The organism is Pseudomonas sp. AIG, from assembly GCF_977020205.1.
The window spans coordinates 180508-205087 of record NZ_CDROCK010000001.1; the positions used below are offsets into that span (position 1 = coordinate 180508).

Below are 24580 nucleotides of genomic sequence, written 5' to 3' on the forward strand. Positions count from 1 at the left end.
GGCTTTTTAGCGGCGAGCGTCGACCACGGGCGGAATCTTTCCGCTGTGTCTATTCCGGTCGAACTGCTGCGGCTCGCAGGTGTGCGCTTGCACGGTGAGCAGCCCGGTTCGCACGAGGGTCGCGAGCGTCGCATAGCCTTGCAGTCGGGCGAGAATGTCTGCGGGGACCCCGGGGCTGCGAATCAGCAAACGTTCGAGTCCGTCAGGGGCGTGATCGAGGTGCAACTGAAACGGCGTTTGCAGGTGCCGGGCAAGTTCGTTCAGGCAAATGAAATCGGTGCCAATACGCACGAGCCTGCCGTGCCGTTGCAGCAACTCGAATCGCCGGGATCTCAGCCCGCACGCGCATTCGCCGGACAGCCAGCGCCCCGTGTCGCCGACGTCATAACGCTGTACCTGCTGGCCCTCGCGGGCTTTGGCGGTGAACAGTAATCGGCCGATTTCATCGCCAGCGACTGGCACGTCTTCGTCCAGTGCAACGATTTCAAGGTGCTGGATAGTGTCCATCAGATGAAACACGCCATCGCCGGTCGCGGCGCAGGCATGCCCGAACGGCCCTGCGTCGACACTGCCGTACACCGCCGAGCGGATGCTGGAAACGCCGCAGCGCTGCAACAGCTCGCGGCACTGGTCACTGATGTGTTCACCGCCGAGAAAGACTTTTTCAATGGCGCCATAACGGCTCAGACGCTGCTGTTCGTTGAGGAACAAGCGATGCACGGTGCTGGGCATGCCAATCAGCACGGTCACGCGCTGCTCGATGATGACGTGTGCGATATCGCTGTAGTCATCGTCGGCCGGAGCGCCCATTGGCAAGTGGCTGGCACCCAGTATTTCCAGGACTTTGGCAAAACTGAAGAAGCCACCGTACAAGCCGCCACTGAAAAACAGGTTCATCACTTTGTCGCGGCACGGATCGAGTCCCGCGGCGAACAAGCCATCGGCCGCCGCCTGCATTTGGCGTTGAAAATCGCGGTAACTGAAGCCCGACAGCGCCGGTGTGCCGCTGCTGCCCCCAGAGCGGAAAAACAGCTGTGCCGCGGCAGTCGTCGGTCGTGCGATAAACGCGGCTTTGTCGGTGATCGGCAGGCCTGCCAGCGTCGGCGCGCCAGGTCGCCGGTCGAGGGTCATGCCGGTAGGCAATTGCGTCGGCGCGACACTGACTGACACTCGCCGACTCAGACGTTGCAGCGCGTACACGCCGTCGTGGGGTTCGCCATCGTAGCCATCATGAATCGCATTGATCGGCGCAATTCGGCTGACGCCGGCGGCAATCAGCATGCGTGCCAATTCAGCGATCTGCGCTTCTGCGCAGACCAGCGCACAGCTCTGTAAAACGTTGCGCCAGGGCAGCAGCGTGTGCGCCAGTCGCGCTCGTGGCAGGGGCTTGAGCAACACCGTGCGAAACAGCGGCGAGGGCGTGAACAATTGATCGTGGGTCCAGATCACCCGCCAGCCCGGCGCACTCCAGACCTGCGCCGTCACCCCGGAAAAACTCTCGCTCAGACGCGTCATCAGGGTGTGAGTGGTGATCTCGCAGGCCTCCTGAACCGTCGGGATCAGCGCCGGCCATTGCCCGGCGCGGCGCTCGAACGCCTTGGCCAAGGCTGAACCGATCGCCTGAAGTGTGGCGGGGTCATCGCTGTCGACCAACAACCATTGCGGGCTGGAGCACGCCTGCTGATCCAGTCGGCAGACTTCATCGGCGATCGCGTCCAGCGCCGGCGGCGAGGCAGCGTCCGGCGTCAGGTAGGCAAAACTGACGCGGTGCCCCCAGTCGATCCAGCGACATCCGGGCGGCAACTGCTGTCGGATGGCTTGCAGCGCAGTGTCACCGCCCCACGCCGAAACGCCGTTGGCCATTTTGCACAAGCGGCCGATCTGCTCCGTCGTCACCGGCAACACGGCAACGTGATGGCGCAACTGGCCGCTTGGGTCGCATTGCACCAGGGTGTGCAGCAGGCGCGCCGTCAGGCCTTGGTCGCTGCGGCTGGGACGTAGCCAGTTGATGTTGCCGGCCAACAGGCTTTCAATCATCGCGCAACACGCCAGCAGCGGCGCGTTGGCCGGCGTGACGTGGACCACCAGCCCCAAGGGGCTCCAGCGTTCAAACCGCGATTGTCGGTAATCGATGCGCCGCAGGGATTCGGCGTGTTCGCCCAGTTCGCGCTCAAGCCTGGTTCGCAGCGCGTGAGGCTGACAGAAGTCGATCAGTGCCTGGCGCTGCTCGTGCTCCAGCGGCAGATCGGCGTTGTGCAGTTGCTGCGCAAAATGTGCGGCGGCGGTCAGCACGGTGTCGCTGTCCAGCGGCGTACTCAGGTGTTGCGGCAAGGTTTGATGCAGTCGCGCCAAGGCGTTATCGAGGTCGAAGTCTGCGTGCAATTGTCCGTCGATCAGGTACATGTCAGTGCCTCCCCAGCAATTCGGACGCGGCCAGCGCACAGCTTCTGCCGGCGGTGGTGCCCGCGCGGCCATGCAGTTCGAACCAGTCACTGGCGAGGCCGCAACCGCAGGTCGAACCAGGGTGCAGCGTTGCCAGATCGCTCATCACCACTGCGTGCGCCGGGCTGGACGAAATGTAAGGCGAGACAAACCCCAGCAAGCCTTGCAGGCCGTAAGGCTGAATGGAAAAGTCCTGCGGGTTGCGCACATAAGCCTTGGCGTAAACCGGAACATGGAAATGATGCCGGGCACATTCGATGTAGGGGACCGCGTGCTCGACCGCTCCGTAACCGTCGCGACACCGTGAGGTTGCGACACCCAGTTGGCGGGCGATGCGTGCGTAGAGTTGTTGTTTGGGAATTTCCTCGCTGGCCCGGGTTTTCCAGCCTCCGCCGAAAAACACCAGCGAATCAGCCGGCAGTTTCAGCGCAGGCACGCCGGTGGCCTGCATCTGCTGCAAGGCCTGCCAAAGGAACGCCGGGAAGCCGAAAATACGCACGGGCAGGCCTTCTTCGGCGAACGATTGGAGGGCCGTGATAACCCCGAATACATCGAACTGATGCTCATCGCCATTGCTGCGCAAGGCGTAGACAACTCGGTTGGCGGGCGCAAAGCGGCAGAGGAATTGGTCGGTGTAGGACGTTCCCAGTGTGATCGCACCTTGCGGTTCATAACTCAGCAGCAGGTAGTTGCATGGCGTATCCGGCGTGTTCCAGCCGTAATGACTGAAGATCCGCTCGACCATGAACTGTGCGCTCGACAGGCTGCGCGCGTCGTAGCGCATGCGGCTTTTCTGGCCGCTGGTGCCGGATGAGGTCAGTTCCAGGGCCTTTTCCCCGGTCGGACTGAGCAACAGCTGCTGTTTGAAAAAGTTGGCCAGAATCGGCGGCAGACGGGACCAGTCAGCAACCCTGTCGAGATCCTGCGCGTCGAGGCCGTTGGCGTTCAGCCAGTGCTCGTAGCCTGGGGTGTACTGGCAATGAAATCGACTGATCTCGGTCATGGCCTGATCGAACAGACCTGCCGGCACGGAATCCGGGCAATAGGGGTGTGGCAACGCGCAAAGCGCATCGCTGGCGTGGAAGGGGTTCATTCAATAGTCCGTTATCGAGCAGAAGGGGAGTCGGGTTGTGTGCCTTGCAACAAACCCTGCAACAGGGGCAGGCACATCAGGCCGCTGAAGGCGGCGCAAAGTGCGAAGAGTTCGAGGCGAGCGCCACCGCCGATGGCGGCAATGAGCAGGCCGCCGAGGCCCATCACGGCAATCGAAATCATGCCGGCCAGGGCTGAAACCAGGCCTTTGCTGTCATCACTGGCAAACAACGCCAGCCGATACAGCACGGCATTGCTCATGCCGAGCCCGACCGCGTACAGCGCCAGACTGGCGACCACCGGAGCCAGGCCTGCGCCACTCAGCGCGCAACCGATCAACGCCACAAGTCCCAGACAAAAAGGCCAGAGCGCCAACTGAATCAGTTGAGGTAAGGCGTGCGTGGCCAGTAAACGGTCAAGGATCAGATTGCCGGCAATCACGGCAGCGAAAATCGGGATTTGCCACACGCCATATTCAAGCGGCGTCAGCCCCAGCGACTGGATCAGCAGCAACGGTGCCAGGCCGATCCAGGCGATCAGCGGCAGACTCATGAAACCCAACGCGAGGCTGGCCGCGACGAATCGGCCATTGCCCAACAGGGCGCGGTAGCGTCGGCGGGTCTGGCGCCATGAGAATGGAACCGGGGCGAGCCGATGGCCATCGCCACGAGTAACGCCGACCGTTTCTGGCATGCACGCGAACAGGCCCACCCAGACCAGCGAGGCGGCGACGCCCAGCCCCAGAAACAGCTCACGCCAGGACAGCCATTGCAACAGCAGAATGCCCAGTAACGGCCCCACCAGCGGTGAGAGCAGGGCGATATTGCCGAGCAGCGCCATCAAACGCACCGCATCGGCTTCGCAAAAGACTTCCTGAAGGGCGGGATAGCTGACCGCGACCACAAAGCCCAGGCCCATGCCTTGCAGCAGTCGCAGCAGATTGAACGCTTCGATGCTCTGGGCGACGAATGCCCCCGCGCACGCCAGCGCAAATAATGCGCAGCCGATCAACAATACCGGCCGTCGACCCCATTGATCGGACAGCGGCCCAATCAGCCACTGCAGGCAGACACCGCCAATCAGATAAAGATTGAAAGCGTTCGGCACATGCCGCACATCAGCCTGCAGCTCTGTTGTAACGCCCAACATGGCCGGCATGATCAAGTCGCTGGCCATATAAGTCAGAAGTTCAAAAGCGCTGAGCGCAAAACAAAATCCGAGCACCTGTCGCGGCCCGATTCTTATCAGTGTTCTCTGCATAAACGTCCCGGTTAGTGAATGAAGGAAGTTTCGAGAGACTAGTGGCAGAGACTTGCGCGACCTATTTTTTTGCTGCGACATTAGATTTCAAATGCTTACTACTTATTTAACGCGCCCGGCTCAGGGACAGGGCGAGTTACAACTGCGCCGCCGCTGGCGGCAAAAACAGAAAAGCCCGCAACAGGGCGGGCTTTGTTTGAAGTTGATCGGACTTGTGATGACCTGCCTCAATCTGTTGATCGGCGAGCGGGCAGGGCGAACAATCCTGTTCTATCGATGTTGGTAATAGCCAGGGCCGCCCTGGTAATAACGGTGGTGATCGTCATGCCAGCCGCCGTGGGGGAAGATGATGCAGCCACTCAGGGTCAGCAGGGCAAGAACGGGAATCAGCCAGGTGATTCGACGCAGCATTTTGAAAATTCCTCATGGTTACGCCGTCATGAAGCCAAAACTCTTCATCGGCTGTAACATGAGACCCCGATTGCAGCGGCGCATCCCCGTAGAACGGTATGTGCATGGCATGCGAACGGATACAAACCGGATACATTTCAACGCTTCAGGAAGCCGCAATGACCCACAAGCAACGCTTGATTTATTCGATTCTGATCGCCGTGTCGGTCCTGGCGATCATGCTCGGCCTGTCCTGGCTGCAAAACGCCGGAATGATTTCGGAGAAGACGTTCCAGTTCGTCGCCATCGGGGTGGCGGTGATCGTGGTGGTGATCAACGGCGTGATGCGCCGCAAGGTCAAGCCTTGACGGCGTTTGCCGTACGCTTCAATCGTTGTTGAGGACTGCCGCAGCCTGTGGATGCAGGCTGTAGCTCTTGTCTTCATTGAAGGTGATCACCCCTTCGGCGCACAGGCGCTTGAGCACCTCGCGCACACTGAGAAAGGACAGCGGAATATCCAGGTCGAGCAACTGGCTATGGACACCGCGCACCCCCAGACGCCGTTCGCTTTGTGCCGCGACCAGCAGGGCGTCGATGACTTTCAGTCGGATCAGGCTGGTGCGCAGTCCGAAACTTTTCAGCAGCAAGCGGATGCGTTCGTTTCCGTGACGCTCGACGCGTTGCCCGAAATCGCTCGCGTGGGGGCTCATGGGAACTCCTTTGGGTGCCTGGCTACCGTCCGTTGGTAGTTGCGAGTTGTACATGCGATTACTCCTTTTCAGAGTCTGATCGGGGTAGGTTTTTTTGCTCTCTCTAAACAAGACGTATCAGCACGACAAATCATGAAAGAAAAAATGTAGAAAATTTGTCGGGGTTTTGTCTTTTCCTTGTGATTCTGGGGTGAGGTTGCTTTGGGCTTGGCGGCCTTTGGGCCGGCCAGGCGCTTGGGGTTTTGGGGGTTTATCCGTTGTTTTGGGGGTTGCGGCTGGCGGTTGCGCTCTTACAGCGGGTCACTTTTTCAGACGCCGGAGTGCCGGCCCAGCAAAAAGTAACCAAAAGGCTGGGCCCCGGCGTTCGGCCCGCTCGCTGGGGCTCGGGGTTCCTTCGCTCCGGGATCGATCCGGGCGCAGCGCCTACGGTTTGCTTCGCTGCACCTCCTCTCGCTGTGTTTGGCTTCGCCAAACGGTCGCTGCGCTCCCACCCCCGGATCAATCCCTCCGCTCAGCCTGCCGACGCGGCCGGTGAATCAAGATCAACAGCTGCAGCCGAGCTAACGCTCATCCTGTTGAGTGGTGGAAGAGCGTGCGGTCGGCTTTGGGTTTGTGCTGGATTTACCCCTCACCCCAGCCCTCTCCCCAAGGAGAGGGAGCCGATTTGTGGGCTTTTCAATGCCTGAGTTCGACTCGGTATTTCACGACGGCGTACCTCTCACCATCACCTCGGTCAGTTCCCTCTCCCTCTGGGAGAGGGCTAGGGTGAGGGGCTTTTGATCTGTTCAGTCCTAAATTTTTTCTTCTGGCTTCGTTTCTTCGACAGGCTCATTGCGCGTGGACGCGTGGGTGTTTCCAGGGCGGGGTCGCGTCAGCGTCAGATCCGCTCTTTGGCATGTCGATCAGGAGCGAGCGTGATTATTTCCAGACAGTTAACCGGACTGACGTTGGCCGGTGTGGTTTTGGGCCTGAGTGGTTCGGCCCATGCGTTCAGCCCGGCCACGGATGTCAGCGCTGATATTCGTCGTACTGCCTTTGGCGTACCGCATATTCGTGCGCAGGACGAGCGTGGGCTTGGGTTCGGTATCGGTTATGCGTATGCGCAGGACAATCTGTGTCTGTTGGCCAACGAGGTCGTGACGGTCAATGGCCAGCGTTCCCGTTATTTCGGCCCGGATCAGTTCACCGTCGAGCAACGCGAAAACCGTGTCAGTGACGTGTTCTTTACCTGGCTCAACACGCCAGAGGCGGTCACGGCGTTCTGGCGGGCGCAGCCTGTGCAAGTGCGTGATCTGGTCGAGGGCTATGCGGCCGGTTACAACCGTTATCTGGCCGAGCGTCGCCCGCAGGGCTTGCCGCAACAATGTCAGGGCGAGTGGGTACGGGATATCGAGCCGCAAGATTTGGTGAAGCTGACCCGCCGTCTGTTGGTCGAGGGCGGTGTCGGCCAGTTCGCCGAGGCTTTGGCCGGCGCTACACCACCGCAGGCAACAGCGCGGATCGAGCAAGACGTCACGGCCTATCAGCTGGCCGATGCGCGTCAGCAGCGTTTTGCGCTGGACCGTGGCAGTAACGCCGTAGCCGTGGGCAGCGAGCGCTCGTTCAATGGCCGCGGCATGTTGCTGGCCAACCCGCATTTCCCGTGGGTCGGCGGCATGCGTTTCTATCAAATGCACCTGACTATTCCCGGCAAACTCGACGTCATGGGCGCTGCGCTGCCAGGCCTGCCGATGATCAATATCGGTTTCAATCAGCATCTGGCCTGGACGCACACGGTCGATTCTTCGAAGCACTTCACCCTGTATCGTCTGCAACTTGATCCGAAGGATTCCACCCGTTATCTGCTCGATGGCAAATCTCTGCCATTGAACAAGCAGACCGTCACCGTGCAGGTGAAACAGGCCGATGGGCAGGTAGTGCCAGTCTTGCGTGATGTCTACAGCTCGCAGTTCGGGCCGATCGTGCAATGGCCGGGCAAGCTCGACTGGGACAATCAGTTCGCCTATAGCCTGCGCGATGCCAACCTCGACAATGATCGGGTACTTACGCAGTGGTACGCGATGAATCAGGCGTCCACGCTTCAGCAACTGCAGGATTCGGTGCACAAGATTCAGGGCATTCCGTGGGTCAACACCCTGGCCGTCGATGACAAGGGCCAGACGCTGTACATGAACCTGTCGGTGGTGCCGAACGTCAACGCCGAGAAACTGGCCAAATGCAGTGATCCACGTATCGGCACAAAAATGATTGTGCTGGACGGCTCCAACAGCGCGTGTGCCTGGGACATCGATCCACAAGCGGCGCAGCAGGGTATTTATGCCGCCAGCCAATTGCCGCAACTGCTGCGCAAAGACTTCGTCCAGCACGCCAACGACTCGGCATGGCTGGCCAACCCGGCGCAGCCGCTCACCGGTTTCTCGCCGTTGATCAGTCAGGATGGCCAGCCGCTGGGCTTGCGCGCCCGGTTCGCGCTGGATCGCTTGAGCACGCTGAGCAAGAAAGGGCCGTTGGCGGTGAAGGATCTGCAGCAAATGGTGATGGACGACCAGGTGTATCTGGCGACTCAAGTGATGCCGGATCTGGTGAAATTCTGTGCCGCTGACCTCGGCGCCGATGCTCAGGCCCTTAAACCGGTTTGCGTCAGCCTCAAGGCCTGGGATGGCCGCGCCAATCTCGATTCGGGTGTGGGCCTGGTGCACTTCCAGAACATCATGCAGGCGTTGCAGGCTTCGCCGGATGTCTGGCGCGTGGCGTTCGATCCCAAGGATGCGCAACACACTCCACGTGGCCTTGCATTCGAGCAGCCGGCAGTGGCCAAAGCGCTGCGTGAAGCCATGCTGGCGTCGGTCGAAGTGACTACAAAAATGGGCCTCACGCCGCAAACCCGCTGGGGTGATATCCAGGTGGTCAGCAGTGGTGGGCAACAGACGCCGATTCACGGCGGGCCGGCGACTCTGGGGATCTACAACGCCATCCAGAGCGTGCCTCGTGAGGACGGCAAACTCGAAGTGGTCAGCGGTACCAGCTACCTGCAAGTTGTGACCTTCGATGAAAAGGGGCCGCATGCCCAAGGGCTGCTGGCGTTCTCGCTGTCGAGCGATCCGGCATCGAAGTATTCGCGGGACCAGACCGAGGCGTTCTCGAAGAAGCAGTGGGGTGTGCTGCCGTTTACCGAACAGCAGATCCAGGCTGATCCGCAGTATCAGGTGCAGACTGTTCGCGAGACGCTGGACAAGGCGGGGAACGTCGCCGCTCAATAAACCCCGGCGTTTATCGCGTTGAGCCTGAAGGCCGCATCCTGCAAGGGGGCGGCCTTCAGCTTTTTGGCGGTTGTTGCGGTATCGAGTTGATCACCGGGTTACCTTCCTTGTTACGGCTCAGGTAGACCGGCAGCACCTTGGGCAGGTTGTTGGCCAGGTTGTTCAGCTCTTTGATGTTGTAGATGCCACCCACACGAATCGAACCCGTGCTGTTGTCAGCCAGCTCCAGTGGATTGCTCAGATAACGGTTGATCAGTGGCAGTGCTTCGCTCAACGCCAGGTTATCCAGCACCAGTTTGCCGTTGCGCCAGGCCAGGGATGTGTCACCGGCGTAGGTCTGGCTGATCTGCGGCATGTAATCGCCTTGCTTGTAACGCGCCTGCATCGACGGGCCAAGGCGCAGACCATCGCCGGGCAAGGAACGATTGCTGGTGACCAGCACGGAACCTTCGATCAGGTTTACGCGCACCTGGTCCTGATACATCCAGACGTTGAAGCGTGTCCCTGTGACCCGAATCCTGCCTTCGCCTGCGCGGACCACAAACGGATGGGTGACGTCATGGCTGACCGTAAAAAACGCCTCACCTTTTTTCAGGGTGACGCGGCGTTCGTCCTTGTAGTTGCTGAAGGTCAGGTCGGTGTTGAGGTTCAGTTCGAGCTGGCTGCCATCACTCAGGGTGACCTGACGGACGTTGTCGGTGGCGGCGAAATGCTGATAGCTGTCGGGCAACCAGCCCAGGTTCCAGCCGGTGTACGCCGCCAATGGCAGCGCGAGCGCACAAACACCGGCGGCTACCGCGAATTGACGCCATGAACGCGAAGGTTGACGCGCTGGCCGGTGCGACGGGACTGCGGCGACCGGTTCCGGGCGCGGCAAGTGTTCGGCCACGTCCCAGATTTCCAGCATGGCTTCATATTCGAACGCATGCAGTGGATGGGCGTCGTGCCATTGCTTGAACGCGCGACGCTCTGCGTCCGTGCAGTCGGCGGCGTGCACACGCATGCACCAATGCGCAGCGGCATCGGTGATGGCATCGTATTCGGCTTCCGAGAGGGTGTCTTGGGTCATTGACTCGTCCTGATTTCGCACATTCTAACCTTGTCGGGAAGTGGCCGAGAACATTCGTCATGGCATTTACCCATCAAAGTGGAACTTATTTTTCGCGGCGGCACCCAAAAAACAGGACGCCAATGACGACTATCCACAAATGGAGTGAAAAAATGATCAAAAAGACTATCGCAGCGTTGATTGCCACTGCCGGTTTGCTCAGCGCAGGCGCAGCGTTGGCCGACCGCCCGGGCGCTGGCTGGATCACCATCGAAAAAGCCATCGAGATCGTCAAGACCAAGGCCGGTTATGTCGAGGTTTATGAGATCGAAGCGGACAACAATGGTTACTGGAAAGGCGAAGGGCGTAAGGCCGATGGCGTTGTCTACGAGTTCCGCATCGACGGTGCGTCGGGCAATGTGCTGCGGGATCAGAAGGACTGATTAACCCTGATCGGCAAAGGCGCAGGTTTCGACCTGCGCCTTTTTTCTACGTATTTCAGGGCAGCGGCACCGGATCCAGTTGCCGGCCCATTTCGCAGACCAGGCGGGCAATCGAATCGGCATTGCGCAAGATCACATCGATCCGGATATCGGCTGACCCCTGATCCAGAAACGCATCGCGCGCCTTCTCCATAGTGGGGCTTTGGGTCAATGCCAGGATTTCCTTGCCCAGCTTCTCACTCCCCACGAACTGATCCAGATTGACGAACGAACCCTCGCTCCTGCTCCATCGCGCAAACAGTTCGTCGCGGGGCGTTGTGATGGACAGGGCATCAGCCTGGAACCGGACCAGGTCGTCCTGAATGGCACGTCCATACGAAGTGAGGGTGGTGATCAGGTCATGAAACGGTCGACGCGCCTCCAGGGTGGCAATATCTTCAGCCTTGGAAAACTGGTGGGCAAACTCGTGGATGAGTGTTGCGGCCTGTGCATGACCATCAATATTGAAGTCGGCGGGCACCACCGGTTTGTACCCGTCAAGCTGCGGGTGGAAGAAATTTTCGGTGAAATGCACTTTTTTCAGATCGTCGTTATTCAATACGAACGCAATGATTGAGGAAAAGTAGGTGTTGGAGCCGACCACGAAGCGTTCGGTGTTCATCAGATCGTCGTCAGGATCCACCAGTGCCTTGCAGATGGGCACGATCGCTTTGTTGAGTTTGCTCAACAGGTTCAGATCGACATGGGGAATACCAAAAAAAACCTTGAGAAAGCCATCGAGTCGGGTGCCGGGGACGTTGGCTTTCAATTGGGCGAGGTTATGCAGGCAGTTAAAGGCATAAAAACGGGCGAGGTCGATGGCGTGCTGAATGACGTGGGCTTTGTGTGGATAGTTGCGGCGTATTTCATTCATGCCCATCGCTTCGATGTTCATCAGCGCGCGGCGATCCTGATTGACACCGTAGCGCTTTAGCTTCGTCAGTGCTGCGCCGTATTGCACTGCATGGCGGTCGGGCGCCAACAACAGTCGGGAGCCAGCCTGGGTCAATAGCGGGCCGCTCATCGTATCGTTGACGATCCGCCAATCGGCGCCGGGTTGTTCAATGCGCACAACCTTGCCATCAGCGGCCGTATACGTGCGTTTGGTGATGGGGTCTTCGAACGTGGCTTTTTTGCTGTGACGCTTGAGGTCCTCCAGAGCCACGGCGGGCGTTTCAAAGGTTTGCAGTTCAGTGCGCCAGGGCGAAGTGATCCTCAGTTGTGACCAGGCAGCGGCGACTGGCGCGGGTGGTTTGGCGGCCATGTCGGTCGCCTCAGACGAAGGCGTGGTAGCTGCCTTCGCTGCGGGCGACGCAGCTGCGACGGCTTCCGCGGACTTGATGCTCAGTCGCCCCAGGCTGATCATCTGGATGGCACCTTCGATAAACGACTTCAGCGCGCGCGACCAGTGATGATCCTGCAGGTTTTCCGCTGAATCCTTGAACGCTTTGTAAGCTTGCCAGAGAAACGTTATGTAGGAGATTTTGCCCGGCAGCAGTGCCGCCGTCAGATGGAAGCCTCGGCCGAAGAGTTTTTTCGCCGCCTCCCAATCGGCTTGTGCGTCGCTTTTCAACTGACACGCGAGCAACTGGGGCAGGAGCTTGAGGTTGTCAGCATAGAATCGATGCAAGAGATTGCCGGTGATTGCGTTGCTGGACAGGGTCATCTCACTGGTTTCGCCCACAGTCGATTGCAACAGCCCGGTGAACACCGACTGCTGCGCGGCCGGCAGTCGGCGAATCAGCAGATGTTGAAAGCTCCCCGGGGTGTTCACCGCGGCCACAAGGCTGGCCTCGTCAGTGAATTCACGCAGCACCTGATCGGCATACGGCGCGTACAGCACCAGAGGACCTGAATGTCCCTTGCCGGGGCCGATCACGTACAAACCCAGCGTTTGCACCGCGCTGGCGCCGGCGGTTTTGATCAGCGACAGAGGTGAGACGATGGCATGGGCGCCGTCAACCGTGGCACGCGCAAGGCCGTCCGGCATGTCGAGCACCTGGCAGAGTTGATCGAACGCACCACTCGACAGCTGTTGTTGCAGCTTCATTTCATGGGCGTGCTGCAGCAATTGCCAGGGCAACTGGCGAAAGAAACGTTGTCTGCGTTCGTTGGCCTCGGCGTGGCCAACGGACAACGCGGCCGTCACAGAGTTGGCGTAGGTCGTCGGTATGTGCAGCGACAGCAACAGTTGCCGTACCGCGTTTTGATCGAGATCGGGCGGCAACGCTTTGGCGGTTTTCGAGATGACCGAGAAGCCCGTGCCTTGGGCGATGTTGATGTGATTCAGGGCAAACTCGCTGAGCATCCGGGCGGGCCCCGCCAGGGCCAGGTTGGGAATGATCTCGATGTCCTGCGGGTCGAGCTGCTGCCCGGCAAATCGCGCCTCAAGGAGCGTTTTGAGGGTTCTGTTGACGTAGTCGGGCAGGGTGGTCAGGCCGCTGAGGTAGTCCTTGTGATCGACGACGCTGTGACGCCATTGCTCCAGCAGTTCGAGGTGCAATTGTTGTTCTTCGACCCGCGCCATGCCGAGCCAGGCGGGGAGTGACTGCTGTTGATTGATCGCCTTGGCCAGGTCAATGCCGCGCAGCAGGTTGGTGTCGATCGGCTGTTTTTTCAGACCATTGAGTGCCGTAGTCAGTCCGGGCTGGTCTTTGAATCGTTCGCGCGCCCGATCGCAACGCGCAAGAAAGTGTTCGATGCCTGATTGCACGCGGTTGTGCAGCACATTGTCTTCGATCAGGCGTAACGCGCCCAAGGCATAGTTCTGATGGAACAGATGATCGTCGGGAGCCAGGTTTTCCAGCAACGACAGGCGTCCGACATTGTCTTTCAAGCGCCGCTCCAGTGCCCGTCGCGCACGGGTAACGCCTGGAAAAACCTCCAGCCCCTGAGCGGGTGTCCACACAATCGCTCGGCCTGAATGCACATCGTCGAGGCCACCGCGTTCGGTCAGCAACACGCAGTGGGCCAGGGGCAAGGGGGTGAGAGTCTTGGGGTGTTGCACCGTAAGCGACCAGGCGTCAGGGCGAAAGCCATTGAGTGAACGCCGATTGTCGCGGCGCGGTTGATCAGGATGGAACACGGTATCGACGATGGCCTGTTCAGCCGTGTCGAGCGAGCCACTGAGCACTCGCAACGAGGCTTCGCCCGTAACACCGACAAACAGCGAATGGGCGAGTTTGTCCTTCATGTGCTCAAGAAAGCGCCGTTGTTGAGTCGGCGTCACCAACGGCTGGCCTTTGAACATGCCGGTGAGCAAGGCATCGATTCCCGAAAAGGACCGAATCACCTCTTCAGCCTTGTGGGCGAGCACCATGGACGGCTGCTGGACGCCGGCCAGCACCGGCCGGGTCGACCAGCGTTCGCCGGCATCCAGTTCCAGCAAACGTTCATGAACCATGGCGCGGATATCCAGGGCCTTGTCGAACAGGGCATGGATGTCGACGGAGCCCTCGCTTTGCCGGAACACTTGCATGGCGTAGGCGATGTTCTGCCGCTGCTTGGTGATGATGGCCTCGAACAACACCTTGAAGGTCTCACCGCCGATGCTTTCTCCGGTGACATGCGGGTGGTCGAAGCCGACGAAGCGCTTGCGCTCTTCAAGGTTCAGCAGCCCGTACAACTCATCCTCATGACCGGGGGCGCGGAATTTGCTCAACACGGTGTTTTTCAGATCAAGGTAATCATGCAGGACTTGCAGGCCCATGGTCGGTGTGTAGAGACACGCGTCGGTATGACTGATCATCAACGATCCCGCGAGTTCGACGTAGTTGGGCTGGTATTCCCAGAGGCGCACGTTTTCGATGGTCGGGCGGCGTGCCGGCACGGCGGTGGGTTTGATCATGTGATGCAATATGGCGAACTGCGTGGCGTCGATGATCCCGCTTTCACGCTTGATCAAGAGTTCGGCACGGGCCTGTTCCTCCAGTACCTGACTGAAAAAGCTGCGGCGCGCAGAGCCTGCGACGGCCGGCGTGTCCCAGTACTTTTGCATTTCGCCAAACAGCAGTGCCTGGAGTTTTTCCGAGGCTTGCTTGAGTGCGTTCTCCCATAGGGCCTGATCCCCGGCGATCGGTGCGTGCCCGGGGTTGGAGAATTCGTGTAACTGCTCGGCTGGCCATTGCGGGTGCCGATAGAACATCAGCAACGCTTCGCTCAAACTCACGGAGGCGTGCCAATGCTTGTCCGCCGCCGCGGAATTCGTGTCCTCGGCGGGCGCATCGGTATAAAAATTCACCCGGGTCTGTGCCTGGCGTACCTTGGGAAAGTGCTCACGCAACAGATCATCGAGGATTGTTTCCAGCAAGGACGAGAGCGATGGCAATTGCTTCAATTCGCCAAGCACCGCCTCGGCATTGAGGCGCTGGGCGGTGCGAACGACCTCGTCCTGACTGTCGAAGATATCGCCGTCGATGGTTTCATAGCTCAGGGTAATACCGCTCTGTTCGACGATTTTTCTGCGTTCGGACAGCGCCAGAAACGCCAGGAGGTCATCCTCTTCATCGGCTTTGTTCACGCGTGTTTCGAGCAGGGCTTTAAGGGTTCTCAGGTCTTCGTATTGTTTGATGCCCTCGTAGGGCGTGTAGAGCATCGCCCGTTTGTCCTCAGCCTGTTCACTGAGGATGAAACTGCCCGCCAGCGTGACAGGGGCCAGTTTGCCGGCATTGAGGCGAATGCACTGGGCATGCATCGGCGGGGACTGCTTGCTGCGCAATGCATGGCTGGCCAGTCTGACGTGGCCGAGCCATTTGAAATCGGCGTCATCCAGGCCGTGGGTGTTGCGCAGCGACGGCCACAAGCCAGGTGAATTCAAGATGTCGGAGAAAAACAGGGGGGACGCCGGTTCAGCCATGATCGAGCCTCGGTAGGGCGCGTGTGTTCGACACGCAAGTGAGGCCGATCCTACGAAGGGCAGGCGATGTGTGGGTGGTAGATAGTTATCGCACTCGCAACGAAATTTGCTGATCTCGCGGCCGAGGGTTGACAGGCGGTTGTCAGGGCATGGTTAATCGACGAGCAAGTCGTCCGTACGCTGTTGTTCCCTCCAATAATCATTCTGGAGCTTCAGATGTCTGCGCCACACGATCATGTGTCTTCTGCTGTCTCGTCCTCGTTGTCTCTCGAAGCGCTGACGCAACTGCTTGAAACGATTTTTCTGCGCCACGGCACCTCCGCTGCCGTCGCGCAAGTACTCGCCGCCAACTGCGCCGGGGCCGAGCGCGATGGTGCTCACAGTCACGGCGTGTTTCGCATTCCCGGCTATGTCTCGACCTTGGCCAGCGGCTGGGTCAACGGGCACGCGGTGCCGCAGGTCGAAGATGTCGCCTCGGGATTTGTCCGTGTCGACGCCGGCAACGGTTTCGCGCAACCGGCACTGGCCGCCGCCCGGCCGTTGTTGGTGGAGAAGGCGCGAAACGCCGGGATTGCCGTGCTGGCGATTCGCAACTCTCACCACTTCGCCGCACTGTGGCCGGATGTCGAGCCTTTTGCCGATGAAGGTCTGGTGGCGCTCAGCGTGGTCAACAGCATGACCTGCGTGGTGCCCCATGGCGCCGACCGGCCGCTGTTCGGCACCAACCCGATTGCGTTCGCCGCGCCACGGGCCGGCGCCGCACCGATCGTCTTCGACCTGGCCACCAGCGCGATCGCCCATGGCGACGTGCAGATCGCCGCGCGTAAGGGTGAGCGGCTGGCGGCCGGGATGGGCGTGGACAGCCTTGGCCAGCCGACTCAGGACCCCAAGGCGATTCTTGAGGGCGGCGCGCTGTTGCCGTTCGGTGGGCATAAAGGTTCGGCGCTGTCGATGATGGTCGAGCTATTGGCGGCAGCGCTGACGGGCGGGAATTTTTCCTTTGAGTTCGACTGGTCCAATCATCCCGGGGCGAAAACGCCGTGGACCGGGCAACTGCTGATCGTCATCGATCCGAGCAAGGCCGCCGGGCAGAGTTTTGCCGAGCGCAGTGGCGAACTGGTGCGGCAGATGCACGGCGTCGGGCTCAAGCGTTTGCCGGGGGATCGTCGGCATTGGCAGCGTAGTAAGTCGCTGGCGGAGGGGATTGTGCTGGATGGGCAGACGTTGGCGCAGTTGCGTGAGTTGGCGGGGGTTTGAGCGAAGAGCCAAGGCCCCTCACCCTAACCCTCTCCCGGAGGGAGAGGGGACTGACCGAGGTGAATGGGGGAGGTACGCCGACGTGGGATACCGAGCTGAATTCAATCTGAATAGCAAAAAAACGGCAGGCATAAAAAAGGCGAACCCTTTGGGTTCGCCTTTTTTGCGTGGGTTCGACTCAGCGACGGCCGAGCAGCAAACCGACCACCAGACCGAAACCGGCCGAGATCGCCACGGTCTGCCACGGGTGGCCGCCGATGTAGCTTTCGGTGGCATCGACCGCCGGTTTGGTGCGATCACGTACGCTCGAAACCGAATCCAGCGCCTGTTGCAGTTTCAAGGCGATTTGTCCGCGCAGCGTTTCCGCTTCTTCGCCGACCAGTGAGGCGCTGCTCTTGAGCAGTTTGTCGGACTCTTCGATCAGAGCCTGAAGTTCGCTGAAGGCCTGATCCTTGATTTGATCTTCGGCGGCTTGCACGGCGGATTTGCGGGCCATTGGGTGACTCCTTGCAGTTGAATGGACAGTGATCAATGGAGTGTGGCGCTTGCTGAAAAGTTGCACTGAATTTAGGTCAGAAAGAAAATCCTGCGCGGGAGATTGCCGTCGAGCGTGTAAGATGTCGCCATTTTACGCAGCAGGATAATTCCCCATGAGTTTCAATCTGGCCGACAAATCACTCGCAGAGCGCGCCGCGCTGGAAGACGAGAAATCCCGTCTGTTCGAACTCTGGCAGAACAATCTGGGCAAAGCCAAAGGCGAAGCCGCGCGTTTGTTCGGCGAGCGCGCCAAGCGCAAAGGCAAGTGGGCCGAGTGGGTCCGCGCGGAACTGGACGGCATGTCGCCGCCGGAGTTCGCCAACATGGTGCGCAGTGAAGTCAATCGCCTGATGGCCGCCAACAAGTAACGTCTCAACCGAACGTCGCGGCAATCGCTTCACGCACTTTGACCACCACCGGATCGATCTGCGTGCTGGTGCGCCAGCCCAGTTCGATCGGATAACGCGGCAAACTCAGCGGGCAGGGCAGCAGCGCCAGACCGCTGAGCGCTGCAATGCTCTCGGCGGCATGCGTCGGAATCGTCGCCACCGCCCGACTGCCCTTGAGCAGGTACGGCAGCGCGGCGAAATGCGTGGTCGAGGCGCACACCCGTCGGCCCAGGCCCAGCGTCGCCAAGCCCTCATCGGTAATCCCGATAAACCCGCCGGACGACACCAGAAGGTGCTCGCGAGCGACGAATTCCTCAAGATCGATGTGCTGCTGGCCGGGCGCAAGGCTTGCCGGATCGACCAGACACGCATATCCACCTTCGCCCAACACCTGACGGCTGAGCAGGCGTTCGGCAAAGCCACCTGCCGTGATTGCCAGGTCGATGCTGCGCTCCATCAGCGCGCGGGCGACGATCTGGCTATGAGTCTGCCGGAAGATCAAGCGCAGCTTCGGTGCGCTGCGGGCAATTTCCTCGATCAGGCGACGGCCGTAGGCAATCTCGAAGTCATCCGACAGCCCCACCGTGACTGAGCGGCCATCGTATTGATTGGCCGTTGGGTCGACCATCGCCAGGCTCTGCCGGCATTTGTTCAGCGCTTCGCTGACCACCGGTTTCAATTGATTGGCTTTGAGAGTAGGCGCCAGGCCACGCCCGGTGCGCACGAACAATTGATCGCCGTAAACCTCACGCAATCGGCGCAGCGCCGCACTGACCGCCGATTGCGTGACGCCCAGACGCAACGCCGCGCGGCTGGCGCTGGACTCTTCATGCAGGGCTTCAAAGACTTTCAGCAGATTGAGATCGACGTTGGCGATATTCATTTGGCTCATATCATTCAGCAGTGATCGGGGCTTTATTCATGATCGCGTGGCGCCGCAGAATCGGCAACCACTGACCTTTAAGGAGTCACCGCGATGGCCAAATCAATTGTTGCAGCGCTGCAAATCGGCGCGTTGCCCGAAGGTAAAGACGCGACCCTGGAGCAGATTCTGAGTTGGGAAGGCGCGATCAGTGAATCCGGCGCGGCGCTGGTGGTGATGCCCGAAGCGCTGCTGGGCGGGTATCCGAAAGGTGAGGGATTCGGCACGCAATTGGGGTATCGCCTGCCGGAAGGGCGTGAAGCCTACGCCCGTTATTTTGCCAATGCGATCGACGTGCCGGGTGCCGAAACTGAGGCGCTGGCGGCTCTGTCGGCGCGAACCGGGGCCAATCTGGTCATCGGTGTGATTGAACGTGCTGGCAGCACGTTGTATTGCACGGCGCTGTATTTCGATCCGCAGGCGGGACTCGTTGGTAAACACCGCAAACTGATGCCCACCGGCACCGAGCGGCTGATCTGGGGCAAGGGCGATGGTTCGACCTTGCCGGTGTTCGACACCCCGGTTGGCAAGCTCGGCGCCGTGGTGTGCTGGGAAAACATGATGCCGCTGCTGCGCACGGCGATGTATGCCAAAGGCATTGAAGTGTGGTGCGCACCGACCGTGGACGAGCGTGAAATGTGGCAGGTCAGCATGCGTCACATCGCCCATGAAGGTCGCTGCTTTGTGGTCAGTGCGTGTCAGGTGCAGGCCTCGCCTCAGGCGTTAGGCGTTGAAATCGCCAATTGGCCGGCGGATCGCCCGCTGATTGCCGGTGGCAGCGTGATTGTCGGGCCAATGGGCGATGTGCTGGCGGGGCCGTTGCGCGGCGAGGCGGGGTTGCTCACGGCTGAAATCGACACCGATGAACTGGTGCGCGCGCGGTATGACTACGATGTGGTCGGCCACTATGCGCGGCCGGATGTGTTTGAGTTAAGTGTGGATGAGCGGGCCAAACCGGGCGTGCGCTTCAACACATAGGGTACTGCCTGACACCGAACCCTGTAGGAGTGAGCCTGCTCGCGATAGCGGTCTGCCAGACACCATAATCGTTAACTGACAGATTGCTATCGCGAGCAGGCTCACTCCTACATGGATCGGTGGTGTGTCTGGAAATCAGTGGCGTTGCTGCCATTCTTCCCGGGTGATTTCCCACAGCTCCCGAGGGAAACGCCCACCGACGAAATCGCCTTCATCGGTCCGGATCAAGCGCATCCCCGCGCGCTCCGAGAGCTTGCGCGAGCCAATGTTCGGCGCCGCTTTCGGCACGCGCATCACTGGGCGTTGAAGAACGTTGAACCAGTAATCGGTCACCACCGTGCAGGCTTCCGTCATCAAGCCCTGACCTTGCCACGCCGGCGCCAGCCAGAAACCGCGATGGTTGTCGGCCTGATCCATCAGGCTGATCTTGCCGATCAACAGTTCCGGTGCCGATTTCAGGCGAATCGTCCACGGCCATTCCTTGCCCGCCGCCACCGCCGGCAAGGCAATGTCGCGCAGGTAGGCGAGGGCACCGTCCTCCGGGTACGGCCATGGCACGGCCGCGTTCAGATAACGCACCACGTCCCAATGCGGAAATTCGCGTTGCACGGCTTCGGCGTCGGCCAGTTGCAATGGGCGCAGGATCAGTCGTTCGGTGTACAGCGTCGGCATGTCTTCCATAAACCTGCAGCCTCCCTGAATGTCTTTAATGAACGAGGCAGGTTAGCGCATTTTTACCAGGTCGCGGCAGTGGCCTTGGGCAGGCTGAGCTTGCCGCTGTCGACAAAACGCATGGTGCCAAACAAACCACCGGCAAGCTTGCCGCGCAGCACATAGGGCAGGTTATCGAGGGTTTGCGTCTGACTCAGGCCCAACGTCTGGCGCAGTACCGAGAACGCCGAGATGCTCACCGGTACGCTGACAATGGTCTCGGAAAAGCGTGGGATCGAGCCGCTCTGATCGCTGACACCCGAGGCCAGTGAATGGCCGTTGACCTCAAGGTCCAGGGCGATGCCGTTGTAGTCGATGGCCGTCTCATTGGGATTCTGCACGCGAATCTTGATGGCGAAACGCACTTCCAGATCCTGACTCGGCAACGGCTCGAGACCGACCACATTGATGTTCACCGGATCACGGTTGGGGAATAGCGCACAGGCGCTGAGCGACAGCAGAAGCAGTGACAGCATGACGGCTTGGAAACGGCGCATAAACGGTCTCTCAACAAAAAAGGGCTGAACCGTCACCGGCTCAGCCCTTTCTGTCAGGCCAGACGTTAGCGGTTCAACTGTGCGACAGCCGCCGCCGGGGCAGGTTCACCTTTGGCCGGCATGTCCGGGTTTTCCATGACCTGAAGAATAGAAGCTTCCGGGTCGAAATCGTCTTCTTCCAGCTCAATGAATTCTTCCGGAAGGAAGATGTTCAGCACGATAGCGCACAACGCACCGACGGTGATTGGCGATTCGAAGATGTTGCGCAGCGCTTGCGGCAGTTCGCGCAACACTTCCGGCACAGCGGCGATGCCCAGGCCCATGCCCAGCGAAATCGCCACGATCAACATGTTGCGCCGATGCAGGCCGGCTTCGGCGAGGATCTTGATCCCGGCCACCGCGACGGTGCCGAACATCACCAGTTCGGCACCACCGAGCACCGGTTTCGGCATCAGTTGCAGCACCGCGCCGATCATCGGGAACAACCCCAGCAACACCAGCAAACCGGCAATGAAGAAAGCCACGTAACGGCTGGCCACGCCAGTGAGCTGAATTACGCCGTTGTTCTGCGCGAAGGTCACCATCGGCATGCTGTTGAACACCGCCGCCATGGCCGAGTTGAGGCCGTCGGCGAGCAGGCCGGACTTGATCCGGCGAATGTACAGCGGGCCTTTGACCGGTTGCCGCGAGATCATCGAGTTGGCGGTCAGATCACCGGCAGCCTCCAGCGGCGACACGAGGAAAATCACCGCCACCGGCACGAACGCCACCCAGTCAAAATTGAAACCGTACTTGAACGGCACCGGCACGCTGACCAGCGGCACGTCGGGCATCGAGGCGAAATCCACCGTGCCCATCAGCCACGCCACTACATAGCCGAGCGTCAGGCCGATGACGATCGCGCCGAGGCGCAAGAACGGCACGTCGACGCGGTTCAGCACGACGATGGTGCCGATCACCAGCGCCGCCAGAAACACATGGCTGGCCGCACCCAGATCCGGCGCGCCGAACCCGCCGGCGATGTCGGTCATTGCCACTTTGATCAGCGACAGGCCCATCAGCGTGATGATGGTGCCGGTGACCACCGGGGTGATCAGCATGCGCAGTTTGCCGATGAATTGGCTCAGCACCACTTCGATGAACGCGGCGAAAAAGCACACGCCGAAGATCGTCGAGAGGATTTCATCGGTGCCGCCACCGCGCGCCTTGACCATGAAACCGGCGCTGAGAATCACGCTGATAAAGGAAAAACTGGTGCCTTGCAGGCACAACAATCCCGAGCCGATCGGGCCGAAGCGCTTGGCCTGGACGAACGTACCGAGGCCGGAGACGAACAGCGCCATGCTGATCAGGTAGGGGATTTCACTGTGCAGACCGAGGGCGCCACCCATGATCAGGGTCGGGGTGATGATGCCGACGAAGCTCGCCAATACGTGTTGCAGCGCGGCAAACACCGTGGCAGTCAGGTGCGGACGATCGTTGAGGCCGTAAATCAGGTCGTTGTTGCGCGGGGCTTTTTCAGAGGCGGTCATGGTGTTTTGCGCGCCGCGAGGCGGGGCCGGGTCAGAAAATGGAGGCGCAGGATGCCGCAAGAGGGCGGCGAGGGCAACGAGCAATAACTGCCTGAAAGGTCAGGTTTTTCGGGTGTTGCCCGCTAAATCGATTCATGCAAAGGCGCTGAGCAGATCTTCTTCAAAAGCTTTTTGCGCATCCCCCGGCACCTGCGCCCGATGCCGGGCCAGATGAAACGCCACCTCGAAACTCAACTCGCCCTCACGAATTGGCCGCAGCAGGCCGTTTTCCTGCCAGCTCCGCGCATAGTGATCCGGCAGATAACCCACATGTTTACCCGACAGAATAAACGTCAGCGTGCCTTCAACCTGCTCCGACCGCGCCGAGCAGACCTTGCCCTGAAACGGCTCATCACTGCGTAAAAAACGATAGGGGTGATCGACCCGGTCACAGGCCTGCAGGGCGGCATCACTCGGCGCTACATCGGTAAACAAGGGATGGCCGGCAGCGCAGTACAAATGCTGGGTTTCGCTGAACAACTGGCGATAGTCGAAGGCACTTTGCACTTGCGAGAAATAGCCGATCGCCAGATCCAGGCGCTGGTGCAACAGCAGCCGTTCCATCTCGCCGGGCATGGCGCTGATCAGCTCGATGCGCACCGACTCATCACGCTCACGAAAGCGCCGGATCGCCAGTGCCACGCGCTGCAACACCGATTGATCGACCGATTCGGAGATCCCCAGGCGCACTTCACCGATCAAGCGGCCGGCGACGCCGTTGGATTGATGGCGGAAGGTTTCGATCGATTCAAACAACGTGCGCGCAGCGATCAGCAATTGCTCGCCCTTGGGCGTGACACTGAAACCGCCCTTGCCGCGACTGCACAGACGATAGCCGAGGCGGGTTTCCAGTTTGGCCATTTGCTGGCTGATGCTCGACTGGCTCAGGCCCAGATCACCTTGGGCTGCACTGAAACCACCGCACTCGACCACCCGCACAAACAGGCGCAACAGCTGCAAATCCACGTCGTGCAGTTGACCCAACATCACATTACTCCGGGATAAAGTCAGGATAATTATTTGGCAATTTTTCTAATGTATCCGACGGCGCATCCTGCAACCACTTCCTCCGGTCAGGTGTTCGTCATGGCTCCCGTGTTCAAGCTGTGTTTCCCCGCGCTGCTGTTGTCTTTGGCTCTTCAGGCTCAGGCCGAAGACAAGACCCTCAATCTCTACAGCTGGGCCGATTACGTGCCGCCGCAAACCCTGCAACGGTTCGAGCAGGAAACCGGCATTCATGTGCGTTACGACACCTTCGACACCTCCGAGGTGCTGGAAACCAAGTTGCTCACCGGAGGCAGCGGTTATGACGTGGTGGTGCCGTCGTCCAGCGTTCTGGCGCGGGGACTCGCGGCCGGCGCGTTGAAGGAAATCCCCCATGAGGGCCTCAAGGGCTACGCCAACCTTGACCCGGACTTGCTGGAAAAAATGGCCGCCGTCGACCCCGGCAATCGCTACGGCGTGCCGTACACCTGGGGCACGCTGGGCCTGGGCATGAACGTCGAGGCGGTGAAACAACGCTTGCCCGATGTGCCGCTGAACAGCCTCGATCTGCTGTTCAAACCCGAGAACGCCAGCAAGCTGAAAGACTGCGGCATCGCCATCCTCGATTCGCCGCAGGAGGTCATCGGTCTGGCCCTGCATTACTTGGGTAAAGATCCCTACAGCACCGACAAAAACGATCTGGCCGCCGCCGAAGCGTTGTTGCAGAAACTCCAGCCGTCGGTGCTCTACGTCGCCACCGGTCGGCAGATCAATGACCTGGCCAGTGGCAACGTGTGCCTCGCGCTGACCTACAACGGCGACGCAAGCATGGCCGCTGATCAGGCGCACAAGGCCAATAAACCGTACGAAGTGGCCTACCGCATTCCCACGGAAGGCACGCTGGTGTGGCAAGACAACTTGGCCATCCCCAAAGACGCGCCGCACCCCGAAGCCGCGCGGGCGTTTATCGAATTCATGCTGCGCCCCGACTCGGTGGCCGAACTGACCAACACGCTGTTTTTTGCCACCGCCAACCAGGCCGCGACGCCGCTGGTGGATGAGGCGGTGCGCAACGACCCCGACATCTATCCGCCGAGCGATGTGCGCGCGCGGCTCTACGCCGACCGCAGCATGAGCCTCAAGGACATGCGTCAACGCACGCGTCTGTGGACCACTTTCCGTAGCCATCAATAAC

The 24580-nt window shown here is 60.1% G+C and carries 20 protein-coding genes; 7 read left to right on the forward strand and 13 right to left on the reverse strand.

From position 1 onward, the window contains the following. Window positions 1-6: 6 nt before the first annotated feature. From ACWR1S_RS00775 to ACWR1S_RS00790, 4 genes are all read right to left on the reverse strand, one after another. Window positions 7-2403 carry an acyl-CoA reductase gene (locus ACWR1S_RS00775; RefSeq protein ID WP_454562071.1) on the reverse strand — a complete coding sequence of 799 codons (2397 nt, stop codon included), beginning with the start codon at window positions 2401-2403 and terminating at the stop codon, window positions 7-9. Window position 2404: 1 nt separating this feature from the next. Further along, complete coding sequence (locus tag ACWR1S_RS00780; RefSeq protein ID WP_454562072.1) at window positions 2405-3535, reverse strand: LuxE/PaaK family acyltransferase; 1131 nt, start codon at window positions 3533-3535, stop codon at window positions 2405-2407. Between the two features lie 11 nt (window positions 3536-3546). Continuing rightward, entirely contained in the window at window positions 3547-4794 is a 1248-nt protein-coding gene (locus tag ACWR1S_RS00785) for an MFS transporter (RefSeq protein ID WP_454562073.1), read from the reverse strand. A gap of 270 nt (window positions 4795-5064) precedes the next feature. Then, window positions 5065-5205 carry a hypothetical protein gene (locus ACWR1S_RS00790; protein WP_007918111.1) on the reverse strand — a complete coding sequence of 47 codons (141 nt, stop codon included), beginning with the start codon at window positions 5203-5205 and terminating at the stop codon, window positions 5065-5067. A 158-nt stretch (window positions 5206-5363) separates the two neighbouring features. Here ACWR1S_RS00790 and ACWR1S_RS00795 point away from each other — a divergent pair, with 158 nt between their 5' ends. Then, window positions 5364-5552 carry a hypothetical protein gene (locus ACWR1S_RS00795; RefSeq protein WP_038363103.1) on the forward strand — a complete coding sequence of 63 codons (189 nt, stop codon included), beginning with the start codon at window positions 5364-5366 and terminating at the stop codon, window positions 5550-5552. Window positions 5553-5570: 18 nt separating this feature from the next. Here ACWR1S_RS00795 and ACWR1S_RS00800 read toward each other — a convergent pair whose 3' ends face one another. Next, window positions 5571-5948, reverse strand: a complete 378-nt coding sequence (locus ACWR1S_RS00800; RefSeq protein WP_454562074.1) for a fe2+ zn2+ uptake regulation protein — start codon at window positions 5946-5948, stop codon at window positions 5571-5573. Window positions 5949-6808: 860 nt separating this feature from the next. Between ACWR1S_RS00800 and pvdQ the strand changes: the two genes are divergently transcribed. Continuing rightward, window positions 6809-9154 (forward strand): bifunctional acylase PvdQ, encoded by a 2346-nt coding sequence (gene pvdQ, locus ACWR1S_RS00805; RefSeq protein ID WP_454562075.1) that lies wholly within the window; start codon window positions 6809-6811, stop codon window positions 9152-9154. A gap of 55 nt (window positions 9155-9209) precedes the next feature. Here the strand turns inward: pvdQ and ACWR1S_RS00810 are convergent, their stop codons facing one another. Beyond that, window positions 9210-10223 (reverse strand): FecR family protein, encoded by a 1014-nt coding sequence (locus ACWR1S_RS00810; RefSeq protein WP_454562076.1) that lies wholly within the window; start codon window positions 10221-10223, stop codon window positions 9210-9212. A 152-nt stretch (window positions 10224-10375) separates the two neighbouring features. Between ACWR1S_RS00810 and ACWR1S_RS00815 the strand changes: the two genes are divergently transcribed. After that, a complete protein-coding gene (locus ACWR1S_RS00815; protein WP_127927934.1) occupies window positions 10376-10645 on the forward strand; it encodes a PepSY domain-containing protein in 270 nt (89 codons plus the stop codon). A 55-nt stretch (window positions 10646-10700) separates the two neighbouring features. Here ACWR1S_RS00815 and ACWR1S_RS00820 read toward each other — a convergent pair whose 3' ends face one another. Continuing rightward, window positions 10701-15539: a dermonecrotic toxin domain-containing protein gene (locus tag ACWR1S_RS00820; RefSeq protein ID WP_454562077.1), complete on the reverse strand. Its 4839-nt coding sequence runs from the start codon at window positions 15537-15539 to the stop codon at window positions 10701-10703. Window positions 15540-15755: 216 nt separating this feature from the next. Between ACWR1S_RS00820 and ACWR1S_RS00825 the strand changes: the two genes are divergently transcribed. Further along, complete coding sequence (locus ACWR1S_RS00825) at window positions 15756-16796, forward strand: Ldh family oxidoreductase (protein WP_454562078.1); 1041 nt, start codon at window positions 15756-15758, stop codon at window positions 16794-16796. A gap of 178 nt (window positions 16797-16974) precedes the next feature. On the opposite strand, the gene ACWR1S_RS00830 is transcribed toward ACWR1S_RS00825, so the two are convergent. Further along, a complete protein-coding gene (locus ACWR1S_RS00830) occupies window positions 16975-17292 on the reverse strand; it encodes a DUF883 family protein (protein ID WP_016982860.1) in 318 nt (105 codons plus the stop codon). Window positions 17293-17446: 154 nt separating this feature from the next. Here ACWR1S_RS00830 and ACWR1S_RS00835 point away from each other — a divergent pair, with 154 nt between their 5' ends. Continuing rightward, window positions 17447-17701 (forward strand): hypothetical protein, encoded by a 255-nt coding sequence (locus ACWR1S_RS00835; RefSeq protein ID WP_038363082.1) that lies wholly within the window; start codon window positions 17447-17449, stop codon window positions 17699-17701. 4 nt (window positions 17702-17705) lie between these two features. On the opposite strand, the gene ACWR1S_RS00840 is transcribed toward ACWR1S_RS00835, so the two are convergent. Beyond that, the gene (locus ACWR1S_RS00840) at window positions 17706-18614 is read right to left on the reverse strand and encodes a LysR family transcriptional regulator (RefSeq protein WP_454562079.1); all 909 of its coding nucleotides are present in this window, start codon (window positions 18612-18614) and stop codon (window positions 17706-17708) included. A gap of 84 nt (window positions 18615-18698) precedes the next feature. Between ACWR1S_RS00840 and ACWR1S_RS00845 the strand changes: the two genes are divergently transcribed. After that, the gene (locus tag ACWR1S_RS00845) at window positions 18699-19622 is read left to right on the forward strand and encodes a carbon-nitrogen hydrolase family protein (protein ID WP_454562080.1); all 924 of its coding nucleotides are present in this window, start codon (window positions 18699-18701) and stop codon (window positions 19620-19622) included. Window positions 19623-19757: 135 nt separating this feature from the next. Here ACWR1S_RS00845 and ACWR1S_RS00850 read toward each other — a convergent pair whose 3' ends face one another. The 4 genes from ACWR1S_RS00850 to ACWR1S_RS00865 form a co-directional block, all read right to left on the reverse strand. Beyond that, the gene (locus ACWR1S_RS00850) at window positions 19758-20303 is read right to left on the reverse strand and encodes a GNAT family N-acetyltransferase (RefSeq protein ID WP_454562081.1); all 546 of its coding nucleotides are present in this window, start codon (window positions 20301-20303) and stop codon (window positions 19758-19760) included. Between the two features lie 53 nt (window positions 20304-20356). After that, complete coding sequence (locus ACWR1S_RS00855; RefSeq protein WP_397480458.1) at window positions 20357-20830, reverse strand: LEA type 2 family protein; 474 nt, start codon at window positions 20828-20830, stop codon at window positions 20357-20359. A 65-nt stretch (window positions 20831-20895) separates the two neighbouring features. Further along, window positions 20896-22362 carry a nucleobase:cation symporter-2 family protein gene (locus ACWR1S_RS00860; protein ID WP_454562082.1) on the reverse strand — a complete coding sequence of 489 codons (1467 nt, stop codon included), beginning with the start codon at window positions 22360-22362 and terminating at the stop codon, window positions 20896-20898. A gap of 132 nt (window positions 22363-22494) precedes the next feature. After that, window positions 22495-23388, reverse strand: coding sequence for a LysR family transcriptional regulator (locus ACWR1S_RS00865; protein WP_454562083.1), 894 nt, complete (start codon window positions 23386-23388; stop codon window positions 22495-22497). A gap of 99 nt (window positions 23389-23487) precedes the next feature. Here ACWR1S_RS00865 and ACWR1S_RS00870 point away from each other — a divergent pair, with 99 nt between their 5' ends. Then, on the forward strand, window positions 23488-24579 hold the full coding sequence (locus ACWR1S_RS00870) for a polyamine ABC transporter substrate-binding protein (RefSeq protein WP_454562189.1): 1092 nt from the start codon (window positions 23488-23490) through the stop codon (window positions 24577-24579). The last annotated feature ends 1 nt before the right edge of the window (window position 24580 follow it).